The sequence below is a fragment of the Thauera mechernichensis genome (assembly GCF_029588855.1).
In the GTDB taxonomy this organism is placed as follows: domain Bacteria; phylum Pseudomonadota; class Gammaproteobacteria; order Burkholderiales; family Rhodocyclaceae; genus Thauera; species Thauera mechernichensis.
The window spans coordinates 110,680-126,278 of record NZ_JARQZE010000001.1; the positions used below are offsets into that span (position 1 = coordinate 110,680).

A 15,599-nucleotide genomic window follows, 5' to 3' on the forward strand; every position below is an offset into this window, starting at 1 on the left:
AGGCGCGTCGCGCGTGAACATCCGGCCCGACCAGCTCGCCGCCAGTCTCGCCAAGCCGCTCGCGCCGCTCTGGCTGCTGCACGGCAACGAGCCCCTTCTGGTCATCGAAGCCGCCGATGCGATCCGCGCCGCGGCGCGCACGCAAGGCTACGACGAGCGCGAAACACTCGTTGTCGGCCAGGGCTTCAAGTGGGATGCGCTGACCCTTGCCGCCGGCAACATGTCGCTGTTCGGGGGCGCCAAGCTGATCGACCTGCGCATTCCTACCGGCAAGCCGGGGCGCGAGGGTGGCGACGCCCTGCAGCGCTACGTGGCCGATCTGCCCGCCCAAACCCTTACCCTGATCACCCTGCCCGAAGTCGACTGGGCGACACGCAAGACGGCCTGGTTCAAGGCCCTCTCCGAATCGGCAGCCACGCTGGAGCTCAACGCCCCCGAGCGCGAACGCCTGCCCGAATGGGTCGGCCACCGGCTCGCTGCGCAGCAGCAGTCGGCAACCCCCGAGGCGCTGGCCTTCATTGCAGAGCATGTCGAAGGCAACCTACTCGCGGCCCATCAGGAGATCCTCAAGCTCGGTCTGCTGCACGGTGCAGGCAGCTTGAGCCTGGAGCAAGTGCAGGACGCGGTGCTGAACGTCGCCCGCTACGACATCGACAAGCTGCGTCTGGCAGTGGTCGAGGGTGATCCGGCACGCTGCGCCCGGCTGCTCGAAGGGCTCAAGGGCGAAGGCGCCGCAGCGCCGCTGGTGCTGTGGGCACTCGCCAACGAGACGCGCACCCTCGCCAGCCTGTGCGCCGCACGCGACACCGGCCAGGCGCTGCCCGCCGTATTCAAGGCCGAGCGCATCTTCGAACCTCGCCGCCAGCAGGCCCTGGGCCGGGCGCTGGGTCGCCTCAGCCAGGGTGGGCTGCGCGCTGCGCTGATGCATGCCGCTCGTATCGACCGCATGATCAAGGGCCTCGCCAGCGGCGACGTGTGGGACGAATTCCTCCAGCTTGCACTGCGCCTCGCGGGTCGACACTGAGTCCCGCCGGGGTTCATGCGCGCGCCATTCGGTGCTTTAATGCGCGCTTGCCCTGCGGCAACCGACATTGCCGCAACCATCGCCGACGAAGAGCCCCAAATGGATATCCAGCACTACATGCAGACTCTGGGCCGCCAGGCCCGCGCCGCTTCGCGCGTGCTCGCCGCCACCTCCACTGAAGCCAAGAACGCCGCCCTGCTGGCGATGGCCGCCGAGATCCGCGCCCGTCGCGCCGAACTCCTGGCCGCCAACGCACAAGACCTCGCCGAGGCACGCGTCGCTGGTCTGGAGCCGGCACTGATCGATCGCCTGACCCTGAACGACAAGGGCGTCGAAGCCATGGCAGTCGGCCTCGAGCAGGTCGCCGCCCTGGCCGACCCGGTGGGCGAGATGACCGACATCAAGCGTCGCCCCTCGGGCATCCAGCTCGGCAAGATGCGGGTCCCCCTGGGCGTCATCGGAATCATCTACGAGGCCCGCCCCAACGTCACCGCGGACGCTGCTGCGCTGTGCCTGAAGTCGGGCAACGCGGCGATCCTGCGTGGCGGCAAGGAAGCTATCAACGCCAATCGCGCCATCGCAGCCTGCGTGCGTGCGGGCCTCATCCAGGCCGGCCTGCCCGAGCACGCGGTACAGGTGGTGGAAACCACCGACCGTGAGGCTGTGGGCGCGCTCATCGCGATGCCCGAGTTCGTCGACGTGATCGTTCCGCGCGGCGGCAAAGGCCTGATCGAGCGCATTGCCAGGGACGCCCGCGTGCCGGTGATCAAGCACCTCGACGGCAACTGCCATGTCTATATCGACGACGAGGCCGACCCCGCCAAGGTCGTGCCGATCGTGGAAAACGCCAAGACCCAGCGCTACGGCACCTGCAATACCGCCGAGTCCCTGCTCGTCGCGCGCGACGTCGCCGACATCTACCTGCCGGAAATCGGCCGCATGCTCGCAGCCAAGGGCGTCGAGATGCGCTGCTGCGCCGAGTCGCTCGCCCTGCTGACGGAAGCGGGCGTCGATGCCGGCAAGCTCGTCGCCGCCACCGAAGCCGACTGGCGCGAGGAATACCTCGCCCCGATCATCGCGGTGAAGGTGGTCGACGGACTGGAGGCGGCGATCGCACACATCAATACCTACAGCTCCGGCCATACCGAGGCCATCGTTACCGAGAACTACAGCCACGCAATGCGCTTCCTGCGCGAGGTGGACTCGTCGTCCGTGATGGTCAATGCCTCCACGCGCTTCGCCGATGGCTTCGAGTACGGGCTGGGTGCGGAGATCGGCATCTCCACCGACAAGATCCACGCCCGCGGCCCGGTAGGTCTCGAGGGCCTGACAAGCCAGAAGTGGATCGTGTTCGGCAACGGCGAGATCCGGCGCTGAGCAACTGCGCCGTGGCCGAGCACGCAGGGACAATGGTGAAGCTCACGTTCGAGGCGGGGGCGCAGGACCTTGCCGCCGACCTGGATGCCGTCATCGCCCTGCCCTTCGGCCCCTTCGGCATCCGCTGTGATGACGGCGCCGTGCGCGAACTGGTGTTCCTGCCCCCCGGCACCGCCCTCGTGACGCCACGAACAGCGATCGCAAGCGCCGCAGCACACGCGCTACGAGCCTGGATCGACGACCCCGAGCTCCCCTTCCCGGTCCCCCTGGCCGACCAAGGGACGCCCTTTCGCCGCCGCGTATGGGCAGAGATCAGCGCGATCCCACGCGGCCAGACCCGCAGCTATGGTGAGCTTGCCGCCCGCCTCGGCAGCGCCCCGCGGGCGGTCGGCCAGGCCTGCGGCGCCAACCCCTTCCCACTCGTCGTGCCCTGTCACCGCGTGACCTCGGCCACCGGGCTGGGTGGATTCGCAAACGCCCGCGGTGGCTGGCTGCTCGATGTCAAACGCTGGCTGCTCGCATTCGAAGGCGCCCGGTGAGCGGGCGCACACCGGCGGTAGAAGCCGGCCTGCTGCCCGAGCACCGACGCGAACTCGACCGCTTCGTCGACGCGCTGTGGCTCGAACACGGCCTTGCCGCCAACACGCTTGCCGGTTATCGCAGCGACCTCGCTCGCTTCGCCGCCTGGCTCGAAGTCCGTGGCCAGCGCCTTCCCGCAGCCGGCCCGCCCGAACTCACCGCCTACATCGGCGAGTTCAGCCGTGGTGCCCGCCCTGCCAGCCAGCGCAGGCTGCTGGCATCCTGCCGGCGCTATTACCGGATGCTGCTCATCAACCGGGAGATCGCCGAGGATCCCACCCTGCTGCTCGACTCGCCACTGGCCGCCGAACGCTTTCCACGGACCTTGAGCGAAGCCCAGGTTGAAGCCCTGCTTGCAGCGCCCGACGACGGCAATCCGCAGGGCGTGCGCGACCGCTGCATGCTCGAGGTGCTCTACGCTGCGGGCCTGCGCGTGTCGGAACTGGTTGGACTCAAGGTCTTCGCAGTCGGCCTCAATGACGGCGTGCTGCGCATCATGGGCAAGGGCAGCAAGGAACGCCTGGTGCCGATGGGCGAGCTTGCCGCAGACTGGCTCCGGCGCTACCTGCTCGAAGCACGGCCAGCACTTCTTGCCGGACGCAGTTGCGACGAGGTCTTCGTGACACGCCTCGGTAGCGGAATGACGCGCCAGATGTTCTGGCGAATCATCAAGCAGTACGCCGTGCATGCAGGCATTCCCAGCGAGCGAATCTCACCGCATACCCTACGCCATGCCTTCGCAACGCACCTGCTCAACCACGGCGCCGACCTCCGTGTGGTGCAGCTATTGCTCGGGCACGCCGACATTTCGACGACGCAGATCTACACACACGTCGCACGGGAGCGCCTGAAGCAATTGCATTCAAAACATCACCCACGTGCCTGAGCAAGGCGCTGCGGAATACAATCAGCGTAACAGCGCAAATATTTGCAACCCGATCCCGAGCAGACGAGTCCGACCATGCATAAACCAGACACCCGCGCACCCGAGACGCCGGCAACCCGGTTCCTGCGCCAGCACGGCATCGCATTCTCGAGCCACCTTTACGAATACGAAGAGCACGGCGGGACCGCCGTATCCTCGCGTGAACTCAATGTGAGCGAACATGCAGTGGTGAAAACCCTCGTCATGGAGGATGAAAACGCCCAACCGCTGATCGTACTGATGCATGGCGATCGCAAGGTATCCACCAAGGAACTCGCGCGCCAGATTCCATGCAAGCATGTCGAAACCTGCAAACCCGAAACCGCCAACCGACACACGGGTTTTCTCGTCGGCGGTACGTCGCCGTTCGGTACTCGCAAGACAATGCCCATTTACATGGAACGCACCATTCTCGATCTACCGCTCGTCTATATCAATGGCGGACGCCGCGGCTTCCTCGTTGGCATTCATCCGCACGACCTGTTGCGCGTGCTCAAGCCGATGCTGGTGCAGGTTGCAAACTGAGCGGATTGACCCAGTCGACAACGTTGTGAAATCCCTCAAGCAATCCCATGTTGGCAATTTCAATTCGCTTCGGTAAATGGCACAATTCGAATTGCACGTGAATCACTCAATGAAGCACAGCCAGAACTGAGCGCCAGTATTTCTCAGCGCTCACTTCAAGGGCCTCGATTCACCATCGAACATATCCGGAGACCTCATGGACCTATCCACCTACACCCTGCCCGAGCTGCGCAAACTCCAAGCAAAGATCGAGGCCGAAATCCGTCGCCGCAGCGATACGACGCGCCGCACCTTGCTCAAGCGCATGCAGAAAATGGCAGCAGACGAAGGCCTGACGCTGGGTGATCTGCTCGAAGCTGCTCCTGCCCCCGCAGCCGAAACCAAACCGGCAGCCAAGCGCGCGGCACGCGGCACGGCCAAGAAGGCCAAGCCAGCTCCCGTGGTCAAGTACCGCAATCCTGCCAACCCGGAACAAGGGTGGAGCGGGCGCGGGCGCAAGCCGCAATGGGCCCTTGACTGGATCGCCCAAGGCAAGCCGCTTGAAGAGCTCGCCGCCTGACGCTTCTCCAGCTCAAGCGGCACAGGCCGCAAGCGTCAATCTGAAGAATGCCGTGATCGCCTGGTCAACACATCCAGGCCATTACGGCATTTTCATGCAGGCCATGCACTACGTTCACTCAGCGCTCATATCCGGGCGCCATCAACAGCGCCCTTCAATAGCCGCCATGCAATGACGCCATTGCCGCTCAGCGGCGAATCAGGACATTGCTGAAGATTCAGGCGGTCGGCGGCACGACGACGCCATCGCGGCTGCGCTGAATGAACACCCCGACGCGCCTCACGTCCTTCATCACCCCGATCTTGGCCAATTTGAGCTTGACCCAGGGAGCGCGAAACTCGTCGAACAGCAGATTCACGATGAACTCACCGAGGCTCTCAATAAGATTGAAATGACGCTCCGCGAGCTCCTGCCGGATACGGGCAGTGACAACCGCATAATCAATCGTGTCGGCAATGTCATCATGCGCCGTCGCGGCCTCCGGAACGCCGAAAGTAAGATTGAGCTCGACAATCTGAGGCCCTGTCTTCTCGCGCTCGTAGATCCCGACCCAGGCCTTGACGCGCAACTCTTCGATGAAGATGAAATCCATGCTGCTTCCCGTTTAGAATCCCTGCAATTCTAGCCTGCCCCCATGTCGGACGGCCGGACCGCATCGCATTTGCCGCCCCGAAGCGCCCACGCGGCGCTCATCCCCCCCAGCAAAGCGGGCGCCCTGTCGTCGCCCATCCGAGGAATCATGATGTCGCTCCTGTTGCTGATCGTCGCAGCCTACCTGCTCGGTTCGATCCCGTTTGCCATCGTCACCAGCAAGCTATTCGGCCTGCAGGATCCTCGCCAGTATGGCTCGGGCAATCCAGGAGCCACCAACGTGCTACGCAGCGGCAACAAGGCTGCGGCCGCACTGACGCTGCTCGGAGACAGCCTTAAAGGCTGGTTTGCGGTATGGCTGGCGATGCGGCTTGGCTTTGAGCCGGGCGAAGCTGCCCTTGCCGGGCTCGCGGCCTTTCTCGGCCATGTGTTTACGATCTTCCTGCGCTTCAATGGCGGCAAAGGCGTCGCCACTGCGCTCGGCGTACTGGCCGGCGTTGACGCCCGGATTGCCATCTTCAGTGCCATCATCTGGCTGATGATCGCCTACACGACGCGCTACTCCTCGGCCGCAGCACTCGCGGCCGCAATCGCGGCGCCGCTGGCCAGCCTGCATTTCGTCGGACCAGGCATGGCGACGGGGGTGCTGGCGGCAATGTCGGCGATGCTCATCTGGCGTCACAAGGAAAACATCGCCCGCCTGCGCGCGGGTACCGAAGGCCGCATCGGCGGCAAAAAAAAGGACGCGGGCAACGCAAACTGAACACCATTGCCGCAACCGCAAGACCCTGCTCAGGCGGCAGACATATTCGGCGGCGCCAGTTCGACCAACGGCCAGCGCGGACGAATCTTCACCGCGCGGGCAACCGCCCCGCGCTCACCCGCAGCCAGGCGCATCGCACCGGCAAACGCAATCATCGCGCCATTGTCGGTACATAGCGCCGGCTCGGGGTAATGAACCCGCCCGCCGCGCCGGGCGAGCGCGGCGTCGAGCGTCTCACGCAGGCAACGGTTGGCACCGACCCCACCAGCCACGACCAGCGTCTTGAGTCCGACCTTCTTGAGCGCTGCGATCGACTTCGCGCACAGGACCTCCACCACAGCCAACTGGAAGTCGGCAGCCAGATCCGCCATGTAAGCCGGCTGCCAGTCAGCCCCCTGGACGACATTGAGCACGGCCGTCTTCAATCCGCTGAAGCTGAAATCCAGATCGCCCGAATGCAGCATCGGGCGCGGCAAACGAAAACGCCCTGACTGCCCCTGCGCGGCGAGCGCAGCAAGCTGCGGCCCGCCCGGATAGCCCAGACCAAGCAATTTTGCAGTCTTGTCGAAGGCCTCGCCCGCGGCGTCATCGACCGACTCCCCCAGCAAGGCGTAGTCACCCACCCCGCGCACGCGCATGAGCTGGGTATGCCCGCCCGACACCAGCAGAGCGACGAATGGAAAGGCCGGCGGATCGGCCGACAACAGCGGCGACAGCAGATGCCCTTCGAGGTGATGCACCGGCAAGGCGGGAATCCCGCGCGCGAGCGCAAACGACTCCGCCACGCTGGCACCGACCAGCAGCGCCCCGGCCAATCCGGGCCCTGCGGTATAAGCCACGGCGTCGATATCACCGAGCCCCAGCCCGGCCTGCCTCACGACCTCCTTCATCAGCAAGGGCAAGCGCCGGATGTGATCGCGCGAGGCGAGCTCGGGCACGACGCCACCATAGGCCGCGTGAAGGTCGATCTGCGAGTGCAGGCAATGCGACAGCAGGCCCGCCTCGGTGTCGTAGATCGCCACACCGGTCTCGTCGCAGGAGGTCTCGATACCGAGCACTTTCATGTCTTGCACCTCAGGGTTCCAGGCCGGCATTCTAACCGCAGTCGACAGCCGATCGAAAAATGCCCCTTGCGACAACGTCCCGAGTCAGTTATATTCGCGGTCTTTCTGCCCACCAGACACCCAAGGAAGTCCGCAATGCCCGGTATCCGCGTCAAGGAAAACGAGCCGTTTGAAGTTGCGATCCGCCGCTTCAAGCGCACCATCGAGAAGACCGGTGTGCTGACCGAACTGCGCTCGCGCGAGTTCTACGAGAAGCCCACCGCCGAGCGCAAGCGCAAGCTGGCCGCCGCAGTGAAGCGCAATCACAAGCGCCTGCGCAGCCAGACGCTGCCGCCGAAGCTGTACTGATTCGTCTCGCACCCGCCCTGCGGGTTGCATGCACGCCGGCCGAAGATCGTCCGATCCTCGCCCGGCGTAGTGCTTTTTCACGTCCGTCGCGACACGGCCACCCGGCCAGGCCTGCACGGACAGGCGCCTACGCTCGATGATCCCCCAGTCCTTCGTCCAGGAACTGCTGTCTCGCATCGACATCGTCGACGTCATCGAGCGCTACCTGCCGCTCAAGAAGAGCGGCGCGAACTACTTCGCCTGCTGCCCTTTTCACGGCGAAAAATCCGCCTCGTTCTCGGTCAGCCCCTCCAAGCAGTTCTATCACTGTTTCGGCTGCGGCGTGCACGGCAGCGCCATCGGCTTCCTGATGGAATACAGCGGGCTCGGCTTCGTCGATGCAGTCAAGGAGCTCGCCAGCCAGGTTGGCCTGCAGGTACCCGACGACGGCCGCAACGCTAGCACCCATGACGACGCCAGCGAGCGCCTGTACGAAGCCGTAGCACTGGCCGCACGTTTCTACCGCGACCAGCTCAAGCCTGCGCGCAACGCGGTCGACTACCTGAAGCGCCGAGGCCTGTCGGGCGAGGTTGCTGCACGCTTCGGCCTGGGCTACGCACCCGACGAATGGCAGGCACTGCAGAAGATCTTCCCCGACTACGACGCCAAGACCCTTGCCGATGCCGGACTCGTCATCGACAACGACCAGGGGCGGCGATATGACCGCTTTCGCGGTCGCATCATCTTCCCGATCCACGACCGCCGTGGGCGCATCATCGCATTTGGCGGGCGCGTGCTCGACAAGGGCGAGCCCAAGTACCTGAACTCGCCGGAAACGCCGCTGTTCGAGAAGGGCCGCGAACTCTACGGCTTCTTCCTCGCACAAAAGGCCATCCGCGACACTGGCTTCGCCGTGGTGGTCGAGGGCTACATGGACGTCGTCGCCCTGGCCCAGTACGGCATCGAGAACGCGGTCGCCACGCTTGGTACGGCAACCACGCCGCAGCACATCCACACCCTGCTCCGCCAGACCGACCGTGTCGTATTCTGCTTCGATGGCGACGCCGCAGGCCGTCGTGCAGCCTGGCGTGCATTGGAGAACGCGCTCGAATCACTGCGCGACGACGCCACCCTTGCCTTCCTGTTCCTGCCAGCCGAGCACGACCCGGACTCCTTCGTGCGCGCCCATGGCGCAGACAGCTTCCGCGCCGCTGCGACCGCGGCCACGCCACTGGCAAGTTTCCTGATCCAGGAGCTTGCCGGCCGCCACCCACTCGACACCGCCGAGGGGCGGGCCGCCTTCGTGCACGAGTCCGCCCCGCTGGTGAACCGGATCGGAGCCCCGCTGCTGCGCCTGCAGGTCGTGAAGTCGGTGGCGGAAACAAGCGGACTGACCCAGGCCGAGGTCGAACTGGCGCTGGGCGAACTGGCGGCGCGCACGCCGCGCCGACGCGCCACACCCGACGCAGCCCCCCAGGCATCGACCACCGCCTCGCCTGACGAGCCGAGCGCTGCACCGCCGCGCCCGCGCCGCAACCCGCAGCCCGCCCAGCGTTCGCGACCGCACGGCCGCCGCAAGCCGCCGTCGACGACGGGAACGCTGCTGCGCCTGGTCCTGCAGCACCCGACCTGGGCCGCTCGCCTGCCCGTGAGCCTGGTACCCGACAGCAGCCCCGAAGGCCTTGCACTGATCGCCATCATCGACATGCTGAGCCTGGGCGAACCCATCCCCGCGGGCGGCCTGGGCGCCCTGATAGAGCGCTTCCGCGACACGCCGCACGCCGAAACCCTCTCCCGCGTCGCGGCGGAACTCGTCGAATCCGAATTTGACGAAGCCGTGGTCGAGACGCTTTTCGAGGACGCATTGCGCAAGCTGCACGCCGACAGCGTCGGCAATGAGATCGCCGCCCTGCTACAAAGAGATCGTGAATCCGGCCTGGACGCCGCCGGGCGCCACCGGCTCGGCGAACTGCTGATCGAGAAACGGAACCTCGCCAGCAGCGGCAAAGTCTCAGATTTATAGTACAATCTCGGGTTTCTCATTTTCTTACACCCTCACCTGAGGAGTGCTATGGCACGCGAAAAAGCCAAGGATCCGCGCAAGGACGGCGCCACGAAGGGCCGCCCCTCGAAGGCGAAGGACAAGGCATCACCGGTCGTCGAAAGCCCCGCAGCCACCCCGTTGGATGCGGAGGTGCGGCGCACGCGCCTGAAGACCCTGATCACGCTCGGCAAGGAACGTGGCTACCTCACCTACGCCGAGATCAGCGACCACCTGCCCGACGACGTCGCCGACGCCGAACAGATCGAAGGCATCATCGCCACGTTCAACAACATGGGCATCCAGGTCTACGACGAGGCTCCGGCCGCGGAAGACCTGCTCATGTCGGACAGCGTCGCGACCAACGTCGACGAGGACGTCGCCGAAGAGGAGGCCGAGCAGGCATTGTCGTCGGTCGACTCCGAGTTCGGCCGCACCACCGACCCAGTGCGCATGTACATGCGCGAGATGGGCACGGTCGAGCTGCTCACCCGCGAGGGCGAAATCGAGATCGCCAAGCGCATCGAGGACGGCCTCAAGCACATGGTGCAGGCCATCTCCGCCTGCCCCACCACGATCGCCGAGATGCTCGAGATCGTCGACCGCATCGCGCGCGACGAAGCCAAGATCGATGAACTCGTCGACGGTCTGATCGACCCCAACGCCAGCAGCGAAGAAGGCGCGGACGACGACGCCGCAGCCAGCGCCGAGGAGGAGGACGAAGACAGCGAAGACGAGGATGGCGCCGACGACAGCGAGGACGAGGAAGACGATGCCGACAGCGCCGAGCGCGCCAACGCTGCCTCGCTGCTCCAGCTCAAGAACGACGCGCTCGCCCGCTTCGACGTCATCCGCGAACTGTATGCCCGCAAGATGACGGTCCTCGACAAGAAGGACTCGCAGGACAAGGCCTACCTCGAGCTCAAGCAGCAGATCTCGGACGAACTGCTCAACATCCGCTTCACCGCCAAGGCCATCGAAAAGCTGTGCGATTCGGTCCGCCACATGGTCGAGCAGGTGCGCAGCCACGAACGCCAGATCCTGCAGTTGTGCGTCGACCGCGCCGGCATGCCGCGCCAGCACTTCATCAAGGTCTTCCCCGGCCAGGAAGTGAACCTCGACTGGCTCAAGGACGAGATTGCCTCCGGCAAGAACTACGCCGAAGGCCTCATGCGAATCCACCCGGCGGTGCTCGAGGAGCAGCAGAAGCTCATCGACCTGCAGGACCGGATCGGCATTCCGCTCAAGGAGTTGAAGGACATCAACCGCCAGATGTCCACCGGCGAAGCCAAGATGCGCCGCGCCAAGCGCGAGATGACCGAGGCCAACCTGCGCCTGGTGATCTCGATCGCCAAGAAGTACACCAACCGCGGCCTGCAGTTCCTCGACCTGATCCAGGAAGGCAACATCGGCCTGATGAAGGCGGTGGACAAGTTCGAATACCGCCGCGGCTACAAGTTCTCGACTTATGCGACGTGGTGGATCCGCCAGGCCATCACGCGCTCGATCGCCGACCAGGCACGCACCATCCGCATCCCGGTGCACATGATCGAGACGATCAACAAGATGAACCGCATCAGCCGCCAGATCCTGCAGGAAACCGGGCAGGAACCGGATCCGGCGACGCTGGCCGAGAAGATGGAGATGCCCGAGGAGAAGATCCGCAAGATCATGAAGATCTCCAAGGAGCCGATCTCCATGGAAACGCCGATCGGCGACGACGACGACTCGCACCTGGGCGACTTCATCGAGGACACCGCCACCCTGGCCCCGGCCGAAGCGGCGATGTACTCCGGCTTGCGCGACGCCACCTGCGAGGTGCTCGACTCGCTGACCCAGCGCGAAGCCAAGGTGCTGCGCATGCGCTTCGGCATCGAGATGAACACCGACCACACGCTGGAAGAAGTGGGCAAGCAGTTCGACGTCACCCGCGAACGCATCCGCCAGATCGAAGCCAAGGCGCTGCGCAAGCTGCGTCACCCGAGCCGCTCGGAGAAGCTGCGCAGCTTCCTCGACAGCGACGCATAGAGGCTCCAGTAGCACCGGGCCTCTAGCTCATGCCTGGTTAGAGCAGCGGACTCATAATCCGTTGGTGCTGGGTTCGACTCCCAGGGGGCCCACCAATCGCATCAAGCACTTACGCCAGCCCTTCGGGGCTGGCGTTTTGCTTTTCGGCGCACCATTGCCTCGTTCGCGCGCAGGGCAAGTGCGCCCGTTCGCAATGCCAGCGCACAGACCTGTTGTAACGGCGCGCTCGTTTTGGCACGGATTTGGACTGCTTTTGTCGTAGCCCGGGCAGGCAGTTCTAGCGCCTGAAAGCGTCTGGTCTAGGTGGTGCTGATATGGTTGCTTGACTGCCGTGTCGCCGCCACCATCGCCCAATACGAGGCATGCTGACGGGCATGCCATGATTGGTTAGCTTGAGGGTCAAGTGCCACTCCGGGGCGATGTGAATGGACGTGATCAGCGTTAGCAGAGGTTCCACCAACCGCCTCCGCATGACGATGACGCCATGAACGTGACACGGGCTGTCGAGGTGGCCCGCTGGATCATAAGGATGCAAGAGCGGCGCTGAGATTGCATTGCCGCGCGGGTCGATTTGCTGCTCGCCAGCGAACGCGAATGGGGCTGTCGGCAGATCGTCCAACAGCGATGCCAGTGCGCCGAACACCGTGGGGTCATAGCGATCGTCGGGGTCCGCGAACGTGACGAACTCGGCTGACCCGGCACGAAATCCTGCTGCACGAGCAGCCCCGATGTTACCTGGCACCCCTGGCAACCAATGCTGATTGACCGCGGCTTGATCGAGGTCGGCCTGCATCAACCTCAACCACTGCGGATTGCTATCGTGCAGCGTCAGAACATGACAATCGATACGGTGCATGCCGGTATACGGGGCGGGGGTTACTCACGCTGCCCAAGTTCGAGCACCAACTCGCCGATGCGGCGGTTACCGCACCATGCGACCGCGGTCAGCGTCGCCAGCCATGACACTTCGTAGCGTCGATAGCCCGGCAGGATCTCGACCAACAGGAGCGTGCCCAGGGTTCGCGTTACGTGCCCTTCCCACCACACGTCGCTGTCCCCGGCGGTGCTGGGGGTCGGCGGGATGCTCCATTCCCACTCCCAGCGCACACCGCACGCCTCGCCCAGAGGTATGCCGATCAATCTGCGGGTGCCGACCCAGTCGGCCAGGTCCATCCCCGCGAAGACCGCCACCGGCACGCCTGAGCTGCCGCCCGGGGACGAGACGCCTCTGCCGATGAACGGGTGACTCACGCCACCATAGGCATCCACGAACCCAAGCCCGGTCCATGCCAAGGCGTCTGCATCACAGGCGCCGCCAATAGCGGGCGCGGGCGGTTCGGGGGAACGTTGTAGCCGGATACCGACAGCCAGGTCCGGCGTGCGCTGAATGACGCTCATACGGTGACATCCATTTGGAAGGGCGCGTAACCATCCATATAGACGGACAATGTGTGTGCCCCGCGGCTGGTGGTGAATTGCACGCGGCCAAAGCGATCGGTATTTCGCATGGCTTGGCCGTCCAGCACCACGGCCGCGCCGGCCAGAGGCATACCTGAATCGTCCGTTACGGTGAAGGTCGCCACGCCGTCCCGGTAAACCACTGCGCTGGGGGCTGCGCGATCAGCCTCGACCATCAGCCCGCGTTGAGCCAGGACGACGCGCGGAGCGCCACCGGCGGGCAACCACGCGGTCAGGTCGAGCATATCGCGAGTGCGGTCTCGTGCAGTGGCGGTAATGAGCGCGGAGCCCCCAGGGATGCGGGGGTGCGCCAGAAAAACGGTATCTCCGGCATCGATCGGTGCATCTGCACCGGCAACGGAGATCTCGATCTGCCACTGCGGGCGGGCCATGTCGGCGAGCCTGGCTGATCCGATCTCGAGCGCGTCGCGGGCAGTGCGCACCGCAGGCATTGCGATATCCACGACCATACGGCCGTACCGCTCAATAGCCTCGGGCGCCTCCACCGTCAGCGTTTCACGTGCGGCGCCGGCCGCCCAGTCGTAGGCGTAGGATATGCGCGCGACGGACGCCAACTCAGCCGCGGCACGGGCGCTGACTCGCTCGGCCGCACTTGCGTCCAGGGTCGCCACGGGATTGCGTGGGCGGCGCGCCCACGCGTCCACACGGGGCGCCGACCACACTGCACCGATCGGCTCGATGACTGCTCCGATTGCATCTCGAAGCGGGACGGGCGCCCCAAACACCATACCCAGAGCCAGGGCCGGGTACGCCTCCCGCAAGCCCTGAAACGCATCTGCCGCAACGACCCAGCCACATTGGCGCAACAGGTCTGCAACGATATCAGCGGGGTGCTCGATCGCCTGGCCTGTCACCGGGTGGCGACGACCCACCACCCGCACCGCGATCGCCCCGCCATCGGCAGGGGGGCGCGTCAATCGCAGCAGCGCCACAGCCTGCCCAGTCGCATCGACCTGCTGCACCAACTGCCAGCCGTCAATCTGCACGCCTGCGACGGTCACACGCTCCACTGCTGTCACCGGGTGATCGGCCACCAGCCAGAGCAGCCCCGCCGAGTCCAAGGGCACGGGCGATATCCAGACTCGGCCATAAACCCACGGGAGCTCACGATTGGTGCGGTAGTGGGGCAGATCGCTGCCTTTGCGCAACGGTAGGGGGTCAGCCAGCAATCGGCCCGGCGCGGGAGCGTAGGCCGGCACAGGCGCAAGGCGAACTCGGCGAACCTGGAGCGTAGGCTGACCAAGGGGCGACGGGACGGCAATGTCTGCGACTGCCGGCTGAGCAGCCACCCCCCCTGGGCGGCCGAGTGCGGAGCGAGCCGATACTCTTGCATCGATCCACGTCATCGCCTGCGCTCTCGGAACCGACAGCGGCGACGTCGCGCGCATCGTTGCCCACGGCCACACCTGGGCATAAGCTCCCGGTACGGCCAAGGGGGCTCGCACGGCGACGGCGACCTCGCTGCCCGCTGGCGGTAGCACTGGGAATCCACTGATCGGCGCAATCCAGGCAGCATCGCTCCCTACACCGCCGGCACCCTCCTTTGTGTAGCTGAAGACCAGCCGAAACTGCCCTGGAGGCAACGTGCCCGCAGAGATCGAGTATTCCGCCCAGCCCTCGTTGCCCGAGATGCCTTCAAACCCCTGCAGATACCGCTCGCCGCTTTCTCTATCCAGATGCACGAGCAGCCAGTCGTAGTAGAGCCTGCTATCGACGCGCCAGGCCCAGGTGATCGTCCCGGCGGTGTTGTCGAACAGACCGGACGCCAGCGATGACGATTCATTCTGCGCGATCGGCGCGGAACGCAGGCTCGGGCGCCCATCGTACGGAACGGCCGTATCCTCGGCCCAGGGCGCAGTGTCGCCGTAGCCGTTATCCCATACGAAGTTACCCCAGCCCGACACGATTACGTCTCGCTTGTCCGCCGGCTCAACCGACCTGCGCGCTCACCATCGACACCGTCCCACCGGCGACGATGTTGGCCGAGCTGATCACCAGGTATCCGGGCAGCGGCGTAGCGCCCTCAACCACCGGGAGCAAAAGCAGCGGCGTTGAGTCTCCCGCCTCCATGACCGCGTATGCCGCAGCACCGCCCGCTGGTGCACTGCTCTCGGGCGCACCCGGCGTCAGCGTCAGTGCCCCCGCTGCGTCGAGCGAGCCGCACGGATGGCTCAGCGCCAGAGTTGCAAGCAAGGTGTCGTCCACGTCGTACACCTTGAAGCGGCCAGGCAGGCCACCCTGGTCAATCCGGTCGCGCAGCGCCGTCTGCACTGGAATTAGCGCAGCGGGTAGCCATTGGTACGCATCGACGTTCATG

At 65.2% G+C, this 15,599-nt stretch carries 16 protein-coding genes and 1 tRNA gene; 11 read left to right on the forward strand and 6 right to left on the reverse strand.

The annotated features are described in order from the left end of the window. Positions 1-13 precede the first annotated feature (13 nt). From holA to P7F68_RS00595, 6 genes are all read left to right on the forward strand, one after another. Positions 14-1,024, forward strand: coding sequence for a DNA polymerase III subunit delta (gene holA, locus P7F68_RS00570; protein WP_277829779.1), 1,011 nt, complete (start codon positions 14-16; stop codon positions 1,022-1,024). Between the two features lie 99 nt (positions 1,025-1,123). Then, a complete protein-coding gene (locus P7F68_RS00575) occupies positions 1,124-2,401 on the forward strand; it encodes a glutamate-5-semialdehyde dehydrogenase (RefSeq protein ID WP_277829781.1) in 1,278 nt (425 codons plus the stop codon). 32 nt (positions 2,402-2,433) lie between these two features. Further along, positions 2,434-2,940 carry a methylated-DNA--[protein]-cysteine S-methyltransferase gene (locus P7F68_RS00580; protein WP_277829783.1) on the forward strand — a complete coding sequence of 169 codons (507 nt, stop codon included), beginning with the start codon at positions 2,434-2,436 and terminating at the stop codon, positions 2,938-2,940. After that, positions 2,937-3,866: a site-specific tyrosine recombinase XerD gene (xerD, locus tag P7F68_RS00585; RefSeq protein WP_002924631.1), complete on the forward strand. Its 930-nt coding sequence runs from the start codon at positions 2,937-2,939 to the stop codon at positions 3,864-3,866. Before P7F68_RS00580 ends, xerD begins: the two co-directional genes overlap by 4 nt. Positions 3,867-3,941: 75 nt before the next feature. Then, on the forward strand, positions 3,942-4,430 hold the full coding sequence (gene ybaK, locus P7F68_RS00590; RefSeq protein ID WP_002938325.1) for a Cys-tRNA(Pro) deacylase: 489 nt from the start codon (positions 3,942-3,944) through the stop codon (positions 4,428-4,430). Between the two features lie 196 nt (positions 4,431-4,626). Next, entirely contained in the window at positions 4,627-4,989 is a 363-nt protein-coding gene (locus P7F68_RS00595) for an H-NS histone family protein (RefSeq protein WP_002924637.1), read from the forward strand. Positions 4,990-5,206: 217 nt separating this feature from the next. Here P7F68_RS00595 and P7F68_RS00600 read toward each other — a convergent pair whose 3' ends face one another. Next, complete coding sequence (locus P7F68_RS00600; protein ID WP_002938326.1) at positions 5,207-5,581, reverse strand: dihydroneopterin aldolase; 375 nt, start codon at positions 5,579-5,581, stop codon at positions 5,207-5,209. A 150-nt stretch (positions 5,582-5,731) separates the two neighbouring features. Here P7F68_RS00600 and plsY point away from each other — a divergent pair, with 150 nt between their 5' ends. Next, a complete protein-coding gene (plsY, locus tag P7F68_RS00605) occupies positions 5,732-6,343 on the forward strand; it encodes a glycerol-3-phosphate 1-O-acyltransferase PlsY (protein ID WP_198291757.1) in 612 nt (203 codons plus the stop codon). A gap of 29 nt (positions 6,344-6,372) precedes the next feature. Here the strand turns inward: plsY and tsaD are convergent, their stop codons facing one another. Then, positions 6,373-7,407, reverse strand: coding sequence for a tRNA (adenosine(37)-N6)-threonylcarbamoyltransferase complex transferase subunit TsaD (gene tsaD / locus P7F68_RS00610; protein WP_002938328.1), 1,035 nt, complete (start codon positions 7,405-7,407; stop codon positions 6,373-6,375). A 135-nt stretch (positions 7,408-7,542) separates the two neighbouring features. Here tsaD and rpsU point away from each other — a divergent pair, with 135 nt between their 5' ends. From rpsU to P7F68_RS00630, 4 genes are all read left to right on the forward strand, one after another. Beyond that, positions 7,543-7,755: a 30S ribosomal protein S21 gene (rpsU, locus tag P7F68_RS00615; RefSeq protein ID WP_002924646.1), complete on the forward strand. Its 213-nt coding sequence runs from the start codon at positions 7,543-7,545 to the stop codon at positions 7,753-7,755. Positions 7,756-7,891: 136 nt separating this feature from the next. Next, entirely contained in the window at positions 7,892-9,757 is a 1,866-nt protein-coding gene (gene dnaG, locus P7F68_RS00620) for a DNA primase (RefSeq protein WP_277829796.1), read from the forward strand. Positions 9,758-9,805: 48 nt separating this feature from the next. Continuing rightward, positions 9,806-11,803 (forward strand): RNA polymerase sigma factor RpoD, encoded by a 1,998-nt coding sequence (gene rpoD / locus P7F68_RS00625; RefSeq protein ID WP_002924650.1) that lies wholly within the window; start codon positions 9,806-9,808, stop codon positions 11,801-11,803. Positions 11,804-11,819: 16 nt separating this feature from the next. Continuing rightward, positions 11,820-11,898, forward strand: a tRNA-Ile gene (locus P7F68_RS00630). Between the two features lie 182 nt (positions 11,899-12,080). Here P7F68_RS00630 and P7F68_RS00635 read toward each other — a convergent pair. Genes P7F68_RS00635 through P7F68_RS00650 form a run of 4 tightly spaced genes read right to left on the reverse strand, consistent with a single transcriptional unit; the run spans position 12,081 to position 15,598 of the window. After that, complete coding sequence (locus P7F68_RS00635) at positions 12,081-12,659, reverse strand: hypothetical protein (RefSeq protein ID WP_002928450.1); 579 nt, start codon at positions 12,657-12,659, stop codon at positions 12,081-12,083. Between the two features lie 20 nt (positions 12,660-12,679). Next, a complete protein-coding gene (locus P7F68_RS00640) occupies positions 12,680-13,201 on the reverse strand; it encodes a hypothetical protein (RefSeq protein ID WP_277829804.1) in 522 nt (173 codons plus the stop codon). Next, positions 13,198-15,186, reverse strand: a complete 1,989-nt coding sequence (locus tag P7F68_RS00645) for a hypothetical protein (protein WP_277829806.1) — start codon at positions 15,184-15,186, stop codon at positions 13,198-13,200. The genes P7F68_RS00640 and P7F68_RS00645 overlap by 4 nt, the downstream gene beginning before the upstream one ends. 25 nt (positions 15,187-15,211) lie before the next feature. Next, complete coding sequence (locus P7F68_RS00650) at positions 15,212-15,598, reverse strand: hypothetical protein (RefSeq protein ID WP_277829808.1); 387 nt, start codon at positions 15,596-15,598, stop codon at positions 15,212-15,214. Between the last annotated feature and the right edge of the window lies 1 nt (position 15,599).

Coding starts and splice junctions, on each gene's coding strand:
- P7F68_RS00575 (WP_277829781.1), top strand. CDS start 1,124: ATGGATATCCAGCACTACATGCAGACTCTGGGCCGCCAGGCCCGCGCC.
- P7F68_RS00580 (WP_277829783.1), top strand. CDS start 2,434: ATGGTGAAGCTCACGTTCGAGGCGGGGGCGCAGGACCTTGCCGCCGAC.
- ybaK (WP_002938325.1), top strand. CDS start 3,942: ATGCATAAACCAGACACCCGCGCACCCGAGACGCCGGCAACCCGGTTC.
- P7F68_RS00595 (WP_002924637.1), top strand. CDS start 4,627: ATGGACCTATCCACCTACACCCTGCCCGAGCTGCGCAAACTCCAAGCA.
- P7F68_RS00600 (WP_002938326.1), bottom strand. CDS start 5,581: ATGGATTTCATCTTCATCGAAGAGTTGCGCGTCAAGGCCTGGGTCGGG.
- plsY (WP_198291757.1), top strand. CDS start 5,732: ATGTCGCTCCTGTTGCTGATCGTCGCAGCCTACCTGCTCGGTTCGATC.
- tsaD (WP_002938328.1), bottom strand. CDS start 7,407: ATGAAAGTGCTCGGTATCGAGACCTCCTGCGACGAGACCGGTGTGGCG.
- rpsU (WP_002924646.1), top strand. CDS start 7,543: ATGCCCGGTATCCGCGTCAAGGAAAACGAGCCGTTTGAAGTTGCGATC.
- dnaG (WP_277829796.1), top strand. CDS start 7,892: ATGATCCCCCAGTCCTTCGTCCAGGAACTGCTGTCTCGCATCGACATC.
- rpoD (WP_002924650.1), top strand. CDS start 9,806: ATGGCACGCGAAAAAGCCAAGGATCCGCGCAAGGACGGCGCCACGAAG.
- P7F68_RS00635 (WP_002928450.1), bottom strand. CDS start 12,659: ATGCACCGTATCGATTGTCATGTTCTGACGCTGCACGATAGCAATCCG.
- P7F68_RS00640 (WP_277829804.1), bottom strand. CDS start 13,201: ATGAGCGTCATTCAGCGCACGCCGGACCTGGCTGTCGGTATCCGGCTA.
- P7F68_RS00650 (WP_277829808.1), bottom strand. CDS start 15,598: ATGAACGTCGATGCGTACCAATGGCTACCCGCTGCGCTAATTCCAGTG.